Genomic DNA, 16,136 nt, shown 5'->3' on the forward strand with positions numbered 1-16,136 from the left:
TTATAAACACATTTATGCTGCAAATATATACATTATTAATCTATTTTTCCTACTTTTGCACACTCAACTAAAATTTGTGCAATGATACAAGAGAACTTTATCAAACTATACGAGCATAGTTTCCGCGAGAATTGGGACCTCCCCTGCTATACCAACTATGGAGAAAACGAGAGCTATACTTATGGCGAAGTGGCACAAGAAATAGCCAGACTGCACCTTATTTTCAAGTACTGCCAACTGCGCCGCGGCGACAAGATAGCCGTCATCGGCAAGAACAATGCCCGCTGGTGCATCGCCTATATGGCCACCATCACCTACGGCGGTATCGTAGTCCCCATTCTGCAAGACTTCAACCCCAATGATGTCCATCATATCGTAAACCACTCCGAATCGACGTTCCTCTTCACCAGCGATGCCATTTGGGAACATCTGGAAGAAGAACGGCTTACCGGAATTCGCGGTGTGTTCTCGCTGAGCGACTTCCGCTGTCTGTATCAGCGGGACGGCGAAACCATCCAGCGTTTCCTCAAGCATCTGGGCGATGAAATGGAAGCGACCTACCCGAACGGGTTCCGCAAGGAAGACATCGTTTACACGGACCTTTCCAACGACAAGGTCATGCTGCTGAATTATACCTCGGGCACCACCGGATTCAGTAAGGGCGTCATGCTGACGGGAAACAACCTGGCCGGCAACGTCACCTTCGGTATACGTACCGAGCTGCTGAAGAAAGGGGACAAAGTGCTCTCTTTCCTGCCTTTGGCACATGCATACGGCTGCGCATTCGATTTCCTTACCGCCACGGCCGTCGGCACACACGTCACACTGTTGGGAAAAGTGCCTTCCCCAAAGATTCTGATGAAAGCTTTCGAGGAAGTGAAACCCAACCTGATTATCACCGTCCCCCTTGTCATTGAAAAGATATACAAGAATGTCATACAGCCCATCATCAACAAAAAGACCATGAAATGGGCGCTCAGCATTCCCTTGCTCGACGGACAGATATACGGGCAAATCCGCAAGAAACTGATTGACGCACTGGGCGGACGTTTCAAGGAAGTCATCATAGGAGGCGCAGCCATGAACCCGGAAGTGGAAGAATTCTTCCACCGCATCAAGTTCCCCTTCACCATCGGCTACGGCATGACTGAATGTGCCCCTCTCATCAGCTATGCTCCCTGGAATGAATTCGTCCCGACTTCCTCCGGACGGGTACTCGACATCATGGAAGCCCGTATCTGCAAGGAAAACCCGGACGACAAACTCGGCGAAATACAAGTACGTGGCGAGAACGTGATGACGGGTTATTACAAAAACCCCGAAGCCACCAAAGAAGTCTTCACCGAAGACGGATGGCTTCGCACCGGCGACTTGGGTACACTGGACGACGACAACAACCTATACATACGCGGACGCAGCAAGACCATGATTCTCAGTTCCAGTGGACAGAATATCTTCCCCGAAGAGATAGAAGCACGGCTCAACAACATGCCTTTCGTCCTGGAAAGTCTTGTCATCGAACGGAATAAAAGACTGGTGGCACTGGTTTATGCCGACTATGAAGCCTTGGATTCTTTAGGGTTGAACCAGCCGGACAACCTCAAAACCATTATGGATGAGAATCTCAAAAATCTGAATAATAGTGTGGCAGCCTATGAAAAAGTAAGCCAAATCCAACTTTATCCAACAGAATTTGAGAAAACGCCCAAAAGAAGTATCAAGAGATACTTATACAACAGCATTGCCGAAGATTAATATGTTGTAAAACATATAGATAGGGATAAAAACAGCCGAAGCTCCAAAAAAAATATAAAAAAAGTTGGGGTTTCGAGAACAACATATTCAAAAAGTACATACCTTTGCAACGTTTTAATAAAGCAATTGATTGTATTACGTTTTAAAAGTAAAGAAAATGAAAAAATTAGTTTTGATGGCTGCAGCTATCGTAGCAGTATCTTTCGCATCTTGTGGCAATAAAGCAGCTAACGCTGAACAAGCAACTGCAGATTCTATCCGTATCGCTGACTCAATCGCAGCTGTAGAAGCAGCAGCAGCTGAAGCCGCAGCAGCAGCCGCAGCAGCTGACACTGTAGCAGTAGATAGCGCAGCTGTTGTAGCTGAATAATTTCAGTACAACACTCGAGAGAATTGAAAGTCTGACGTGCATACAAGCACACCAGACTTTTTTTATGCCCTATCCTCTCATTCTTTTCCCTTCCAATTGTTAAGTCTTGGTCTTATTTCACAAAAAAGGGTATAATATGGCAGATAAATGATAAAGTATAGTGCATATACCAAATAAAAAACGTTACTTTGCATCAACAAAACAATAAGAGGTTTATTACGATCTGCGTTTCATTATGTCTCTCCTCGATTAACCACATTGAGAATTTTCATTTCTGACTACAACTTCCTAAGACTCCTTTATTGAATTATTAATTTTTTATTTTTGTATTTTATGAATATGTACATTGGAAACCTTAGCTACAACGTTAGGGAATCAGATTTGAGACAAGTAATGGAAGAGTATGGAACAGTAGAATCAGTAAAACTGATTATGGACCGTAATACAAACAGATCAAAAGGTTTTGCCTTCGTAGAGATGCCCGAAGCTGCTGAAGCCCAACAAGCAATCAACAAACTGAATGGAGCAGAATATGTAGGCCGCCAGATGGTAGTAAAAGAAGCATTGCCAAGAAACTAAAAATTATTGACTGACAATAAGCAAGGGCATATCTTAATAATAAGATATGCCCCTTCTTTGTTATTTGCATTTTTCCTTTATCTTTGATAAAACATACGTTCAAAAAAACATGAAAACAAAACTGATAGAAAAAGCAAAACAAATAAGCACTGAATATAAATTTGGAGACTTCTTCCGTAACTTTCTTGCTGTCATATTGGGTATTATCATCACCTTTGCAGGAAGCGACTGGATTACAGAACACAATGCCCAAAAAGAAGTGAAGGAATCCATACTATTGGTAAAAAGTGAATTGCAAACGAACCGTGAAGATATAGCATATATAAAAGAATTAGTAGAACTGGAACAAAAAGGCGCCTTATATCTATTGGAATACAAAGGTAGAATACAGGAGGCCGACCCGGATTCTTTACAAAAATATGATAGATTACCCTTCCAAAGCATTTCTTTTAATGCAATGTACGACGCATTGGAAATGCTCAAAGCTTCCGGCCTCATTCCCAAAATCAAAAACAAAGAACTGACTGTGCAAATTTTGACCGCCTACGCTATAGTCAGGAACAGCCAAAGCGCTTTCGATTCATACGGCAACATAAAACAGCGTTGCCTGGAAGAGTTGATGAAAGTCCCCGATGTCAAAAAAAGAATGAATTCCACCAACTATATTGATTGGAATTTCTACTTCAAATATCCAGAAGGAGTCGCTCTCATACAGCAAATCCCCCAAATACAAAGTACTGATATTTACCAAAATCATTTGAAAGCAATAGACAAAGTCATTGCAGCCATTGATGAAGAATACAACCAATAAAATCTCAATCACATACTTATGAAAAACAAGCTGAAAAAAATCTTTGTCTGCCCCACCGTTAAAAGGCGATTGGGAGATTTTATCTGTAACTTCACAGCAGTTGTATTAGGCATCTTACTGACCTTTACCGGCAGTAACCTCATTGAAGAACATAAAAAACAGAAAGAACTTAAGGATGCACTATTACTGGTCAAAAATGAGATGTTACTCAACCGGGGATACATGACACAGATGATGGAAAGAGAAGAATTTGAAAAACAAGGAGCTTCATATCTGCTTCAGCACAAGGAAAACATTGCAAAGGCAGCACCCGACTCTTTAGAGAAATATGGGAATTTACCCTTTCAGACACAGACCTTCATTTACATTAACGATGCAATGGAAATGCTTAAAACGTCCTCGCTCATGTCTGCCATCAGAGACAAGGAACTTGCGACTCAAATCATTAAAACATACAATGCAATAAAAGGCTCCTATGAAACCTTTAATTCATTTATGGAAATAAAGCAAAAGAAGGTTGATAAATTAATCAATAAACCGGAGGTACAAAAATTCTTGACCAATGATGCAGATTACTCAACAGCAGAAGAATGGACTTTTTTCTTTAAATTTCCGGAAGGAATCCAGTTAATTCAGCAGATATATTTCACCCATGACAGTCCAACCCGTATGTACAACAGATTTATCAAGCAGATTGATGAAACGGCATCTGCCATTGACGAGTTCTACAAATAGTGGCCAATTTGCGATTCAAACAAACAAAAAGCCCCATTTCTTATACAAAGAAATCGGGCTTTCTATTTATAGCGTACTTATTTATGCTTCTTCAGCAACCACCTCAAAAGGAACTTCTACAGAAACTTCCTTGTGCAACTTAACGATAGCCTTGTAGTTGCCAACTTCTTTCACAGCATCCTTCACAACGATAATCTTACGATCGATATTGTGACCCAATTTAGCCAGCTCTTCAGCAATCTGGATGTTACCAACAGAACCGAAAATAGTACCAGTGGAGCTAACCTTAGTAGCAATCTTCAATGATACACCTTCCAGCTTAGCAGCCAGTTCTTCAGCATCCTTTTTGATTTTCTCCAGCTTGTGAGCACGTTGTTTCAACTCTTCAGCCAACATTTTCTTTGCAGCCGGTGAAGCGATAACAGCTTTACCGGTCGGGATGAGGTAGTTACGACCGTAGCCAGACTTTACTGTTACGATGTCGTTCTTATAACCCAAGTTTACGATGTCTTCTTTCAATATAATTTCCATACTTTCCTCCTCCTATTATTTCATCATGTCAGTTACATAGGGCAGCAACGCCAAGTGACGTGCTCTCTTCACAGCTTGAGCTACACGACGTTGGAACTTCAAAGAAGTACCGGTAATACGACGCGGAAGGATTTTACCTTGCTCATTCAAGAATTTCTTCAAGAATTCAGGATCTTTGTAGTCAATGTACTTAATACCGCTCTTCTTGAAACGGCAGTATTTTTTCTTCTTAACGTCTACTGAGGGTGGAGTTAAATATCTGATTTCTGATTGAACTTGTTGTGCCATGATTAATCCTCCTTTTTAGTTGATTTAACACTTCTTCTCTTCGCAGCATATTCAGCAGCGTACTTGTCTTGTTTGAAAGTCAAGAAACGGATAACGCGCTCGTCACGACGGAAGTTTACTTCCAATTTTTCAATGACAGTAGGTTCTGCATTGAACTCAATCAGCTGATAGAAACCGGTTGACTTCTTCTGGATAGGATATGCCAGCTTCTTCAGTCCCCAGTTTTCTTCATTTACAATCTCAGCACCTTCAGCAGTAAGGATGCCTTTGAATTTCTCTACCGCTTCCTTCATCTGAACATCAGACAAAACGGGAGTCAAAATGAAAACGGTTTCGTATTGATTCATACTCGTTTAATTAAATAAATAAATTATTCGTTTTAAAAATGCGGTGCAAAGGTAGACATTTTATTTTGAACTACAAACATTTAATGTTTTTTTGTGTAGGGATATAGGAATTGTCTTCAGCTTGCCTTATCTTTGCAAAGTTGTTTAAACAATAATTTCATGATAGAGCAATTTAACTTTGATATCCGCCTTATCTTTGCCATACTGAACGGCAAAGTGTCGGCTGCCATTAACCGCAAACTGTCCCGTAACTTCCGTCAGAACGGTCTGGAGATTACTCCGGAACAGTGGACTGTCCTCATCTTCTTATGGGAAAAGGACGGGGTGACACAACAAGAGTTGTGTAATGCAACTTTCAAAGACAAGCCCAGCATGACGCGCTTAATAGACAATATGGAGCGTCAGCATCTCGTCGTGCGCATATCGGACAAGAAAGATCGCCGCACCAATCTGATACATTTGACCAAGGACGGCAAGGAACTGGAAGAACGTGCGCGCGTCATTGCCAACCAGACCCTCAAAGAAGCCTTGAAAGGCATCACCATCGAAGAGCTCAGTGTGAGCCAGGAGGTACTGAGAAAGATTTTCTTCAATACCAAGGACTAAGATATAGGGATTAGGGCTTAAGGATTAGAGATTAAGGGAGGAGAAAAAAGGGGATGAAGCTTCATTTTTCATTCCTCATTCTCCATTCTTTATTAAAATATGGATTTTTTGCAAAAATAATTTCGCTTGTTAAAGAATTATGCTTTTCTTTGTGACAAGAATACGAAAGAATATAATAATCTAATTAAAATACACACACATGAAAGGTTTATTAAAAAATCTGGGATTGATATTAGTCGTAATAGGAGCTGTAATCCTGGTTGCATGTTCTTTTACCGGCAATGTTAACAACAATGCCATCTTGGGCAGTTCTGCCGTTTTGGTTGTAGTGGGATTGATTTCCTACATTGTCATCAACAAGAGAATTGCCGACTAATATCAAAAGGAAAGAAATAAAGAAGGCGGTTTGCATATACATGCAAGACCGCCTTCTTTATTTTCTCTTCTTCTCTTCCTCCCAAGCCAAGTCTCATCAAGACTCAGCCTCCGGAGTAATCAGTTTATATCCCTTTCCGTGAATATTGATGATTTCAATTGAATCATCTTCTTTCAGATGCTTACGCAACTTCGTGATATATACATCCATACTACGTGCATTGAAATAGTTGTCATCAATCCAGATAGTCTTCAATGCAAAATCACGCTGCAAGATTTCATTGGCATGTGCACAAAGCAAACCCAGCAGTTCAGATTCCTTGGTGGTCAGTTTGGTCTGCTTCTCAGCAGTCGCCAGAATCTGTTTCTGCGTATCGAATGTAAACTTACCAATCTTATAGATGTTGCTCTCCTTGTTCTTCTTTCCGCGAACGCGTCTTAGAATAGCTTCAATTCTGAAAGTCAGTTCTTCCATACTGAAGGGCTTGGTGATGTAGTCATCGGCACCAATCTTGAAACCTTCCAAAATATCTTCCTTCAACGTCTTTGCCGTCAAGAAGATAATTGGAATTTCGGCGTTGGCCGCACGCACTTCCTGCGCCAGTGTGAATCCGTCTTTCTTCGGCATCATCACATCAAATACACACAAGTCATATTTATTCTTCAGGAAAGCCTTGTATCCTGCCTCTCCATCGGGATATAACTCGGCGGCGTAACCTTTTGCCTGTAAATATTCTCTCAAAAGCATGCCAAGATTTTCATCATCTTCGCACAATAAAATACGCAGTTTCTCGTCCATATCAATCAATTTTTTAATAAAGGTAATGCAATAATAAATTTAGTTCCTACGTTCAGTTCACTTTCTGCTCGGATAGTTCCCTTATGATCCATGATAATCTTCTTCACATAAGCCAGTCCCAAGCCGAAGCCTTTCACATCGTGCAGATTACCTGTATGCACGCGATAGAACTTCTCGAATATCTTTTTCAAATTCTCCTTTTTGATGCCGATGCCGTTATCTTGGATGGAAATCATCAGTTTGCCCGGCTCATTCCAGGTCTTCACCGTCAATTGCAAATCCGCATCCGGACGTTTATACTTCACCGCATTATCCATGAGGTTGAAAATCACATTAGTGATATGCATCTCATCAGCAAAGATCACGGGATCTGTAGCTTCAAGCTCCGATTCAATCTTTCCATTATAACGCTCCACTTTCAGCGTAAACGTATTGATAACACCTGTTATCAGTTCATTAGCATCCAGTTCCTTCATCTTCAATGTAGCCTTCTGGCGGTCAAACATTGACATCTGAAGCACTTTCTCAACCTGGAATCTCAAACGCTTCGTCTCATCGTTTATAACACCCGATATATGCTGGAACATGGCCGGAGACTTGCCCACAGCCGGATCTTTCAACATTTGCGCCGCCAACGAAATCGTTGAAATCGGTGTTTTGAATTCATGCGTCATATTGTTGATGAAATCATTCTTCATCTCCGTCAGTTTTTTCTGGCGGAATACGATGTAAATCGTAAAGATGAACGTCACCAGCAGTACAAAAGTAAATATCATCGACGGTATCATAAACCTGACCGAATCAAAGATATAATCCTTCTTTCCCGGAAAATGTATCTTGACGATACTCATACGGGCAGGCGGATCATTCAAAAACAATGGCTGCGAATAAGAACTTTCACTCCCAACATCACTATAATCCGAACAACGGTATACTTCTCTACCCTCCCGGTCTATCACCTTAAAATGATAGTCCATATCACCGAGACCATTTTCTATCAGACCAGCTTTAAGATACTGGTCCAGACTTTTGAAATTAACACGCTCTTCAATCGGCTTGTCACTGGCATTATATACCATCTGCAACACAACCTCATCTACCAATGCACGCTGGTAAAGATAGCGATTTTTAAGCATCTCTATCTGCGAGCGTGAAGTCTGGGGAATTGTTTTTACCCCATGTTTGCGTGAAATCATTGCTCTTGGCAATTCAGAAGGCTCATTGCTGAAAGTCTTCAATTCCACCGAAGAACGGACACTGCCATCCGGAGCTGTCATCACAAACCGCTGGGTCCGCATCACTCCGCTACTGCTTTGCGATTGCTCCCATGCTTTCTTTTCCGCCTCGGAGATATCCTCATTCAGCCAACGCACAACCTCCGCGGACTCCGCCTCTTTCGAAGCAGCCATCAACGCACGTTTCACCGCCTCCTCAAATTGTCCGTTACGCATCTTCACCATCTCCTCAATATAGCCAATCTGCAAATACAGCAAACTGAGGAAGGAAAGACCCATAACAACACCTAATATCCATATAGTTGACTTTTTCATAGTCACAAAATTAACACTCCCTAATTAACACTCCTAACCAATTAACCTGATTTAACCGGACGTTCTCGTAAATTAACCGAAGACCATTTTTTAGGTTGTATTATGAGCATTATAACAAAAACACAAGTCTTTGGTTTGCAAATTTAATAAAAAATTAATCATTCAATTCACAATTCCACATGTTCTTAATCTACGTTAATGAAAAAAGCCGTCATTACTTGCCATGAAGTAACAACGGCTTTAACAATTGTTATATTAGCAGCCGGTAGTTACAACAGCCAAACTACCAACTCCTGAAAGTCATTCTTCAGCTTGCTTAGCCTCAAATTCCTTAATCAGTTTATCCTGCACATCACTCGGGACGAGTTCATAGCTGGCAAACTTCATGATGAACGAAGCACGTCCACCGGTCAGTGAACTAAGTGCCGTAGAGTAGGATGACATTTCCTTCAAAGGTACTTTGGCACTCAATTTTTCGTAACCGGCCTCGCTGCTCATACCCATAATCATGGCACGGCGTCCCTGCAAGTCACCCATCACATCACCCATCTTGTCCGACGGAACAAATACCTCCACGTCATAAATGGGTTCCAGAATCTTCGGGCCTGCATTCTTGAACGCTTCGCTGAACGCGTTCCGTCCTGCCAGCATAAAGGAAATTTCATTGGAGTCAACCGGGTGCATCTTTCCGTCATATACGATGACACGTACATCACGGGCATACGAACCGGTCAACGGTCCCTGCTCCATACGTGACATGATACCCTTCAAGATGGCCGGCATGAAACGTGCGTCAATGGAACCACCCACAATACTATTGACAAATACCAGCTTGCCACCCCATTCCAATGGAACGTCTTCGGTACCCTTGACGTTCATCTTGAACTCCTGACCATTGAATTTATAGGTTTCGGGCAACGGCATACCTTCGTAGTAAGGCTCAACAATCAGGTGGACCTCACCGAACTGGCCTGCACCACCCGACTGTTTCTTATGACGATAATCCGCACGGGCAGCTTTCGTAATCGTTTCACGATACGGTATTCTCGGTTCTTCAAACTTGACTTGTAGTTTCTCGTTGTTTTCCAGACGCCACTTCAAGGTACGCAAATGGAATTCACCTTGCCCGTGTACAATAGTCTGACGCAATTCTTTAGACTGGTCTATCACCCACGTCGGGTCTTCCTCGCGCATACGGTTCAAAGCAACCATCATCTTTTCCGTATCCGACTCGTTCAGCGGCTTGATAGCACGTGAATATTTGGAGTTCGGATATTTAATGAAGTTGAAACGGTTTTCAGAGCCCTTACCGTTCAATGTATTACCGGTATGTACGTCCTTCAGTTTCACCGTACAGCCGATGTCACCGGCTACCATTTCCTCTACCTTGATACGGTTGGCACCGGCACAAGCATAAATCTGCGCAATGCGTTCTTTGGAACCACGGTCTGCATTGGTGAAGTCATCACCTTCGTGCACCTTGCCACTCATAACCTTGAAATACTGGACATCACCGATATGCGGTTCAACGGCAGTCTTGAAGAAATACAAGGAAGTCGGTCCGTCAGAATCCGGCTTCACCACCTCACCGCGTGTATTGTGCACCGGTGGCATTTCGTCCACAAACGGCACCACATTACCCAGGAATTCCATCAGACGGCGTACACCCATATCCTTACCGGCACAGACACAGAATACTGGGAACATACCGCGTGAAGCCAGTCCCTTGCGGATACCTTCGCGCATTTCGTCTTCTGTCAAAGAGTCCTGCTCAAAGAATTTTTCCATAAGGCCTTCGTCATGTTCGGCTGCAGCTTCTACCAAAGCCTTGTGCATCTCTGTAGCCTTTTCCATTTCTTCGGCCGGAATCTCTTCAATAGTGGGAGCGCCACCTTCGGGTCCCCACGAATATTTTTTCATCAAAAGTACATCAATCAACGAATTAAAATTCGGTCCGGTAGCCAGCGGATATTGCACGGGCACCACCTTCGGACCGTATATGGTTTGCAACTGCTCAAGTACCATGTCATAATCGCACTTTTCATTATCGAGCTGGTTTACCAGGAAAATAACCGGTTTGCCCAGTTTCTCGGTATAGCGGAAATGGTTCTGCGTACCTACCTCAGGACCGTATTGTCCGTTCAGCAGCAGTATGGCAGTATCAGTAACGTTGAGCGCCGTCATGGCAGCTCCTACAAAGTCATCACTACCCGGACAGTCAATGATATTCAGTTTCTTACCGTTCCACTCCACATGGAAAACGGTGGAAAACACAGAATAACCGTATTCCTGTTCCACCGGGAAGTAATCGCTGACTGTATTCTTGGCAGTAATTCTGCCGCGACGTTTTATAATACCACTCTCAAAGAGCAGCGCTTCTGTGAGAGTGGTTTTACCCGAGCCGTCATTGCCAAGGAGGGCAATGTTCTTAATTTCATTCGTCTGATATACTTTCATGATATATTAAGATTTTAAGTGAATAACCTGACATACGATGATGCCGTTAACTTTTTGTGAGGCGCAAATTAGGCATTAATTCAAAGAAAAGCAACATCGGGAAGCATGTTATAAAACACAATACCCCCTACCTATAACTTAAGAAACAAGTGCAAACCAAATAGAAAAGACAGAAAAACATCACAAAAAGGAGAGATTATAGCTCTAATCTCTCCTTTTTGACACATTTACATACCCTCCATTTCTCAACTTTCGCATATCTTTGCCCAAAACATAAACGATTTATTAATTATCTAATACCGAATTCTTAAATGAAAAGGAAAATTATTTGGAGTTTTGCATTGCTGGCCTGCCTTTGCTGCCTGCCATCTGCAAAAACAAAAGCACAAACGAAAAATGCCGCAATCATACCAGGGGAAGTATGGAAAGACACCGACGGCAATCCCATCAACGCCCATGGCGGCGGCCTTCTTTACCACGAAGGAACCTACTATTGGTATGGCGAATACAAAAAAGGAGAAACCATCCTGCCCGAATGGGCTACGTGGGAATGCTACCGCACCGACGTAACCGGTGTCAGCTGCTACTCTTCGAAAGACCTGCTGAACTGGAAGTTCGAGGGTATTGTACTTCCTGCCGTGAAAGACGACGAGAAACACGACCTGCACCCCAGCAAGGTGCTGGAACGTCCCAAAGTGATTTACAACGAGAAGACAAAGAAATTCGTCATGTGGGCGCATGTGGAAAGTGCTGACTACAGTAAGGCATGTGCCGGCGTAGCGGTCAGCGATTCTCCTACCGGAACATTCACCTATGTAGGCAGCTTCCGTCCCAACGGTGCGATGAGCCGCGACCAAACAGTGTTCATTGATGATAACGGCAAGGCATATCAGTTCTACTCTTCGGAAAACAACGCTACCTTATATATAAGCGAGCTAACGGATGACTACCTGAAGCCCACTGGTCGCTATACACGCAATTTCGTGAAGCAAAGCCGCGAAGCACCCGCCGTATTCAAGTATAACGGCAAATACTATATGCTCTCTTCCGGTTGTACCGGCTGGGATCCCAATGTTGCCGAGCTGGCTGTAGCCGACTCCATCATGGGGCAATGGACTACCATCGGCAATCCATGTACCGGTCCTGATGCAGACAAGACCTTCTATGCACAAAGCACTTACGTGCAGCAAATATACGGAAAAGGAAATGCCTACATTGCCATGTTCGACCGCTGGAAAAAGAAAGACCTTGAGGACTCGCGCTACGTATGGCTCCCGCTTGAATTCGGCAAGGACGGAACAATCACGATACCCTGGCGCGACAGCTGGGACCCGCGTACCCAATGGGAAGGACAAGGCGACTTCTCTGCCGGCAAAGGAACATTCCTATTGAACGGCAAGCCGTTTGTCTCAAAGCCGCAGAACTGCACTATCCACGCATCCCCAAGGCCTATTGGGACCAACGCATCAAAATGTGCAAAGCACTGGGCATGAACACAGTCTGCCTCTACGTCTTCTGGAACTCTCATGAGTCTCAGCCGGGTGTATTCGACTTCACCGGGCAGAATGACTTGGCAGAATTCTGCCGCTTGTGCCAGCAGAACGATATGTATGTCATCCTGCGCCCAGGGCCCTATGTCTGTGCCGAATGGGAAATGGGCGGACTGCCCTGGTGGTTGCTCAAGAAGAAGGACATACGCCTGCGCGAATCCGACCCTTACTTCATAGAACGTGTAGGCATCTTTGAAAAAGCCGTTGCCGAGCAGGTAGCCGACATGACCATACAGAACGGAGGTCCCATCATCATGGTACAAGTAGAGAACGAATACGGCTCCTACGGGGAAGACAAAAGTTACGTATCGCAAATCCGCGACATCGTACGCGCCAATTACCCCGGCGTAGCACTGTTTCAATGCGACTGGGCGTCCAACTTCACCAAGAACGGACTCCACGACCTGGTATGGACCATGAACTTCGGTACAGGAGCCAACATCGACCAACAGTTTGCACCGCTGAAGAAACTCCGTCCTGATAGCCCGCTGATGTGCTCCGAATTCTGGAGCGGCTGGTTCGACAAGTGGGGAGCCAACCACGAAACCCGTCCGGCTGCCGACATGATTGCCGGCATTGACGAGATGTTGTCCAAAGGCATCTCCTTCAGCCTCTACATGACCCACGGAGGGACCAACTGGGGACACTGGGCAGGAGCCAACTCACCCGGATTCGCCCCCGACGTAACCTCTTACGACTACGACGCCCCCATCAGCGAATCGGGACAGACCACTCCCAAATACTGGGAATTGCGAAAAGCATTGTCCAAATACATGAACGGCGAGAAGCAGGCTAAAGTTCCCGCTTTAATCAAGCCCATCCGTATTCCGTCTTTCCAATTTACAGAGATGGCTCCTTTGTTCGACAATCTTCCTGCTGCCAAGAAAGACTGCAATATCCGTACCATGGAGGAATATAACCAGGGATTCGGAAGTATTCTCTACCGCACCACACTGCCCGAGATGAAAACCCCGTCCCTGCTCACTGTGAACGATGCGCACGATTATGCCCAAGTTTTCCTAGATGGCAAATACATCGGCAAACTGGACCGCCGCAACGGTGAAAAGCAACTGGAATTCCCCGCCTGCCCCAAAGGTGCACGCCTCGACATTCTGGTAGAAGCCATGGGCCGCATCAACTTTGGACGTGCCATCAAGGACTTCAAGGGTATCACCCAAAGCGTAGAACTTACCGTAGACATCGACGGCCGTCCTTTCACCTGCAACCTGAAGGATTGGGAAGTCTATAATCTCGAAGATACATACGATTTCTATAAGAACATGAAGTTCCAGCCCATCGGCTCACTGAAAGATGAGTTAGGACAACGCATTCCGGGTTGCTACCGTGCCACCTTTAAGGTGAACAAGCCCAGCGACACATTCCTAAACTTCGAGACTTGGGGCAAGGGACTTGTCTACGTCAACGGGCACGCCATGGGACGCATTTGGGAAATCGGCCCGCAACAGACCCTCTACATCCCGGGATGCTGGTTGAAGAAAGGCGAGAATGAAGTGATTGTCTTCGACATCATCGGTCCCAAAGAAGTTAAGTCCGAAGGACTGAGCGAGCCATTGCTGGACCAACTACTCGTTACCAAACCGCTGACACACCGCAATGAGGGTGAAAATCTCGACTTGTCCGGTGAGCAGCCCGTCCTCTCCGGCAGCTTCAATCCCGGCAACGGTTGGCAGGAGCGCAAATTCGACCAACCCGTCACCGGACGTTATGTCTGCCTGGAAGCCTTGAGTGCACAAGATGGAAAAGACCTGGCTTGCATTGCCGAAATGTATCTGCTGGATGAGAATGGGGAACGTCTGTCACGCGAACCCTGGATTGTCAATTATGCCGACAGCGAAGACGTATCCCACGTCAACTGTTCTGCGGACAAAATCTTCGACCTCCAGGAATCAACCTATTGGAGCACAACAAAAGACACTCCATACCCGCATTCTGTCGTGATTGACTTGGGTAGTACCCGCACCCTGACCGGCATACAATATCTACCCAGAATGGAAAGCGAGGTACCGGGTGGAATCAAAGACTTCAAGGTTTACGTAAAATCCAAGGCTTTCAACTATTAAGTCGGACTTACATACGCTAATAGATTATTTAGACATGGATTACACGAAAAATCAATCAAACAGATTTTCCGTACAATTCATCGTCTACCACAGCCGGCATTGCCTTCGTACTGCGCAAATGCACAAAATGGGTACGCTTGGCAAACTTCCTTGCCAGTTCATGGGTATCATTCTGTTCCCGGTACCCAATGAACCGACATAAAAAGTCAGGCCATTATGAGGATTGTCCACTGCCCTCAATATCGAGGTAATATCCGCCTCGTCTGTCACAATACGCGACCCCCAATACCTGAAAAGGAGGGTCATTAGGGTGTATCACATATTCATCCCATATTCTTCGCACACCTGCATGATGACAGACAAGAAATAACGCATATTTCGCGTAAAACCTCCCAGTCTATCCCTTTGTATAGCGCCAGCAAACGCTTGAATAGGAAATGTCTCATCTTCCTAGGAATGTTGCAAGTCCGTGCGAATCCAGTCAATCACCGGCATTAGGTTGTAACATACCGTCTGGATGCCTGCCTTGCCGAGATTGGCAAGAGTTATCTTGTCCTTCTTGCCAAACCACCTTTTTGCAAAAGTAAGAAAGAATATGGAAACTGTCCATTCTGAATAGATAGATTTGTTTATTCGCAATGAAAACAATATCTTAGCATCTCATTACAAAAATAACTCTTATGCAAAACATTATAAACGGACGTTGCGGCTGGTGCGGAACCGACGAGCTGTATGTGAAATACCACGATGAAGAGTGGGGAAAACCGGTAACAGACGACAAAACACTATTCGAGTTCCTTGTATTGGAAAGTGCCCAGGCCGGACTGAGCTGGATAACCATCCTCAAAAAGCGGGAAGGCTACCGCAAAGCCTTTTGCAATTTCGATGCCTCACAAGTGGCGCAAATGACTGACGAAGACGTGGAACGGCTGATGCATTTTGACGGCATCGTGAAAAACCGTCTGAAAATTAAGTCGACCATCACCAATGCACGGCTGTTTCTTGCCATACAGAAAGAATTCGGCAGCTTTTACAACTACACGTTATCCTTCTTTCCCGATCGGACACCGATTATCAACCACTTCCAGTCATTGAGTGAGATTCCGGTATCGTCTCCCGAATCAGATACCATGAGCAAAGACATGAAAAAACGGGGATTCAAGTTCTTCGGCTCTACCATCTGCTATGCCCATCTGCAAGCTTCGGGATTTATCAACGATCATCTGACAGATTGCATTTGCCGGAAAAGGTAAGTTGTATCATGATATAAACGAAGAAATATACAAAAGCAAACAAAGCATC

The 16,136-nt window shown here is 44.4% G+C and carries 14 protein-coding genes and 3 pseudogenes; 9 read left to right on the forward strand and 8 right to left on the reverse strand.

Annotated elements, in window-relative coordinates; translation table 11 throughout:
- The first annotated feature begins 81 nt into the window (after positions 1-81).
- The 5 genes from JXR92_RS00050 to JXR92_RS00070 all read left to right on the forward strand — a co-directional run bounded on the left by JXR92_RS00050 (position 82) and on the right by JXR92_RS00070 (position 4,250).
- Positions 82-1,755 carry a long-chain fatty acid--CoA ligase gene (locus JXR92_RS00050; protein ID WP_117599982.1) on the forward strand — a complete coding sequence of 558 codons (1,674 nt, stop codon included), beginning with the start codon at positions 82-84 and terminating at the stop codon, positions 1,753-1,755.
- Positions 1,756-1,912: 157 nt separating this feature from the next.
- Positions 1,913-2,125, forward strand: coding sequence for a hypothetical protein (locus JXR92_RS00055; RefSeq protein ID WP_005833237.1), 213 nt, complete (start codon positions 1,913-1,915; stop codon positions 2,123-2,125).
- A 333-nt stretch (positions 2,126-2,458) separates the two neighbouring features.
- Positions 2,459-2,704: an RNA recognition motif domain-containing protein gene (locus JXR92_RS00060; protein ID WP_005830186.1), complete on the forward strand. Its 246-nt coding sequence runs from the start codon at positions 2,459-2,461 to the stop codon at positions 2,702-2,704.
- A 109-nt stretch (positions 2,705-2,813) separates the two neighbouring features.
- Complete coding sequence (locus JXR92_RS00065; RefSeq protein WP_117599981.1) at positions 2,814-3,515, forward strand: hypothetical protein; 702 nt, start codon at positions 2,814-2,816, stop codon at positions 3,513-3,515.
- An 18-nt stretch (positions 3,516-3,533) separates the two neighbouring features.
- The gene (locus JXR92_RS00070; protein WP_138344969.1) at positions 3,534-4,250 is read left to right on the forward strand and encodes a hypothetical protein; all 717 of its coding nucleotides are present in this window, start codon (positions 3,534-3,536) and stop codon (positions 4,248-4,250) included.
- A gap of 81 nt (positions 4,251-4,331) precedes the next feature.
- Here the strand turns inward: JXR92_RS00070 and rplI are convergent, their stop codons facing one another.
- The 3 genes from rplI to rpsF are packed head-to-tail and all read right to left on the reverse strand — an operon-like array spanning position 4,332 to position 5,416.
- Positions 4,332-4,781 (reverse strand): 50S ribosomal protein L9, encoded by a 450-nt coding sequence (rplI, locus tag JXR92_RS00075; protein ID WP_025832525.1) that lies wholly within the window; start codon positions 4,779-4,781, stop codon positions 4,332-4,334.
- Between the two features lie 15 nt (positions 4,782-4,796).
- Positions 4,797-5,069 (reverse strand): 30S ribosomal protein S18, encoded by a 273-nt coding sequence (gene rpsR, locus JXR92_RS00080; protein WP_004288442.1) that lies wholly within the window; start codon positions 5,067-5,069, stop codon positions 4,797-4,799.
- Positions 5,070-5,071: 2 nt separating this feature from the next.
- The gene (gene rpsF / locus JXR92_RS00085) at positions 5,072-5,416 is read right to left on the reverse strand and encodes a 30S ribosomal protein S6 (protein WP_025832522.1); all 345 of its coding nucleotides are present in this window, start codon (positions 5,414-5,416) and stop codon (positions 5,072-5,074) included.
- Between the two features lie 159 nt (positions 5,417-5,575).
- On the opposite strand from rpsF, the gene JXR92_RS00090 reads away from it, so the two are divergent.
- Both JXR92_RS00090 and JXR92_RS00095 read left to right on the forward strand, forming a co-directional pair.
- Positions 5,576-6,022 carry a MarR family winged helix-turn-helix transcriptional regulator gene (locus JXR92_RS00090; protein WP_005830183.1) on the forward strand — a complete coding sequence of 149 codons (447 nt, stop codon included), beginning with the start codon at positions 5,576-5,578 and terminating at the stop codon, positions 6,020-6,022.
- Between the two features lie 199 nt (positions 6,023-6,221).
- On the forward strand, positions 6,222-6,398 hold the full coding sequence (locus tag JXR92_RS00095; RefSeq protein ID WP_165491355.1) for a hypothetical protein: 177 nt from the start codon (positions 6,222-6,224) through the stop codon (positions 6,396-6,398).
- Positions 6,399-6,494: 96 nt separating this feature from the next.
- Here JXR92_RS00095 and rprY read toward each other — a convergent pair whose 3' ends face one another.
- From rprY to JXR92_RS00110, 3 genes are all read right to left on the reverse strand, one after another.
- Entirely contained in the window at positions 6,495-7,196 is a 702-nt protein-coding gene (rprY, locus tag JXR92_RS00100) for a response regulator transcription factor RprY (RefSeq protein WP_005830176.1), read from the reverse strand.
- Between the two features lie 5 nt (positions 7,197-7,201).
- Positions 7,202-8,746 (reverse strand): sensor histidine kinase, encoded by a 1,545-nt coding sequence (locus tag JXR92_RS00105; protein ID WP_117599979.1) that lies wholly within the window; start codon positions 8,744-8,746, stop codon positions 7,202-7,204.
- Positions 8,747-9,046: 300 nt separating this feature from the next.
- Entirely contained in the window at positions 9,047-11,203 is a 2,157-nt protein-coding gene (locus tag JXR92_RS00110; protein ID WP_117599978.1) for an elongation factor G, read from the reverse strand.
- Between the two features lie 311 nt (positions 11,204-11,514).
- On the opposite strand from JXR92_RS00110, the pseudogene JXR92_RS00120 reads away from it, so the two are divergent.
- Positions 11,515-14,834, forward strand: a pseudogene (locus tag JXR92_RS00120) (beta-galactosidase).
- A gap of 94 nt (positions 14,835-14,928) precedes the next feature.
- On the opposite strand, the pseudogene JXR92_RS00125 reads toward JXR92_RS00120, so the two are convergent.
- Positions 14,929-15,268: pseudogene (locus JXR92_RS00125) on the reverse strand (mannonate dehydratase); the annotation flags it as partial.
- A gap of 18 nt (positions 15,269-15,286) precedes the next feature.
- Positions 15,287-15,386, reverse strand: a pseudogene (locus JXR92_RS17505) (mannonate dehydratase); the annotation flags it as partial.
- A 128-nt stretch (positions 15,387-15,514) separates the two neighbouring features.
- Between JXR92_RS17505 and JXR92_RS00130 the strand changes: the two are divergent.
- Positions 15,515-16,087 (forward strand): DNA-3-methyladenine glycosylase I, encoded by a 573-nt coding sequence (locus JXR92_RS00130; RefSeq protein ID WP_138344967.1) that lies wholly within the window; start codon positions 15,515-15,517, stop codon positions 16,085-16,087.
- The last annotated feature ends 49 nt before the right edge of the window (positions 16,088-16,136 follow it).

It is taken from the genome of Bacteroides parvus, assembly GCF_017309675.2.
GTDB lineage: Bacteria > Bacteroidota > Bacteroidia > Bacteroidales > Bacteroidaceae > Bacteroides > Bacteroides uniformis.

What these genes read in the sequence shown, in the direction of transcription:
- rplI (WP_025832525.1), bottom strand. Translation starts at nt 4,781, where the DNA reads ATGGAAATTATATTGAAAGAAGACATCGTAAACTTGGGTTATAAGAAC.
- JXR92_RS00055 (WP_005833237.1), top strand. Translation starts at nt 1,913, where the DNA reads ATGAAAAAATTAGTTTTGATGGCTGCAGCTATCGTAGCAGTATCTTTC.
- JXR92_RS00050 (WP_117599982.1), top strand. Translation starts at nt 82, where the DNA reads ATGATACAAGAGAACTTTATCAAACTATACGAGCATAGTTTCCGCGAG.
- JXR92_RS00070 (WP_138344969.1), top strand. Translation starts at nt 3,534, where the DNA reads ATGAAAAACAAGCTGAAAAAAATCTTTGTCTGCCCCACCGTTAAAAGG.
- JXR92_RS00130 (WP_138344967.1), top strand. Translation starts at nt 15,515, where the DNA reads ATGCAAAACATTATAAACGGACGTTGCGGCTGGTGCGGAACCGACGAG.
- JXR92_RS00090 (WP_005830183.1), top strand. Translation starts at nt 5,576, where the DNA reads ATGATAGAGCAATTTAACTTTGATATCCGCCTTATCTTTGCCATACTG.
- rprY (WP_005830176.1), bottom strand. Translation starts at nt 7,196, where the DNA reads ATGGACGAGAAACTGCGTATTTTATTGTGCGAAGATGATGAAAATCTT.
- JXR92_RS00060 (WP_005830186.1), top strand. Translation starts at nt 2,459, where the DNA reads ATGAATATGTACATTGGAAACCTTAGCTACAACGTTAGGGAATCAGAT.
- rpsF (WP_025832522.1), bottom strand. Translation starts at nt 5,416, where the DNA reads ATGAATCAATACGAAACCGTTTTCATTTTGACTCCCGTTTTGTCTGAT.
- JXR92_RS00110 (WP_117599978.1), bottom strand. Translation starts at nt 11,203, where the DNA reads ATGAAAGTATATCAGACGAATGAAATTAAGAACATTGCCCTCCTTGGC.
- JXR92_RS00095 (WP_165491355.1), top strand. Translation starts at nt 6,222, where the DNA reads ATGAAAGGTTTATTAAAAAATCTGGGATTGATATTAGTCGTAATAGGA.
- rpsR (WP_004288442.1), bottom strand. Translation starts at nt 5,069, where the DNA reads ATGGCACAACAAGTTCAATCAGAAATCAGATATTTAACTCCACCCTCA.
- JXR92_RS00105 (WP_117599979.1), bottom strand. Translation starts at nt 8,746, where the DNA reads ATGAAAAAGTCAACTATATGGATATTAGGTGTTGTTATGGGTCTTTCC.
- JXR92_RS00065 (WP_117599981.1), top strand. Translation starts at nt 2,814, where the DNA reads ATGAAAACAAAACTGATAGAAAAAGCAAAACAAATAAGCACTGAATAT.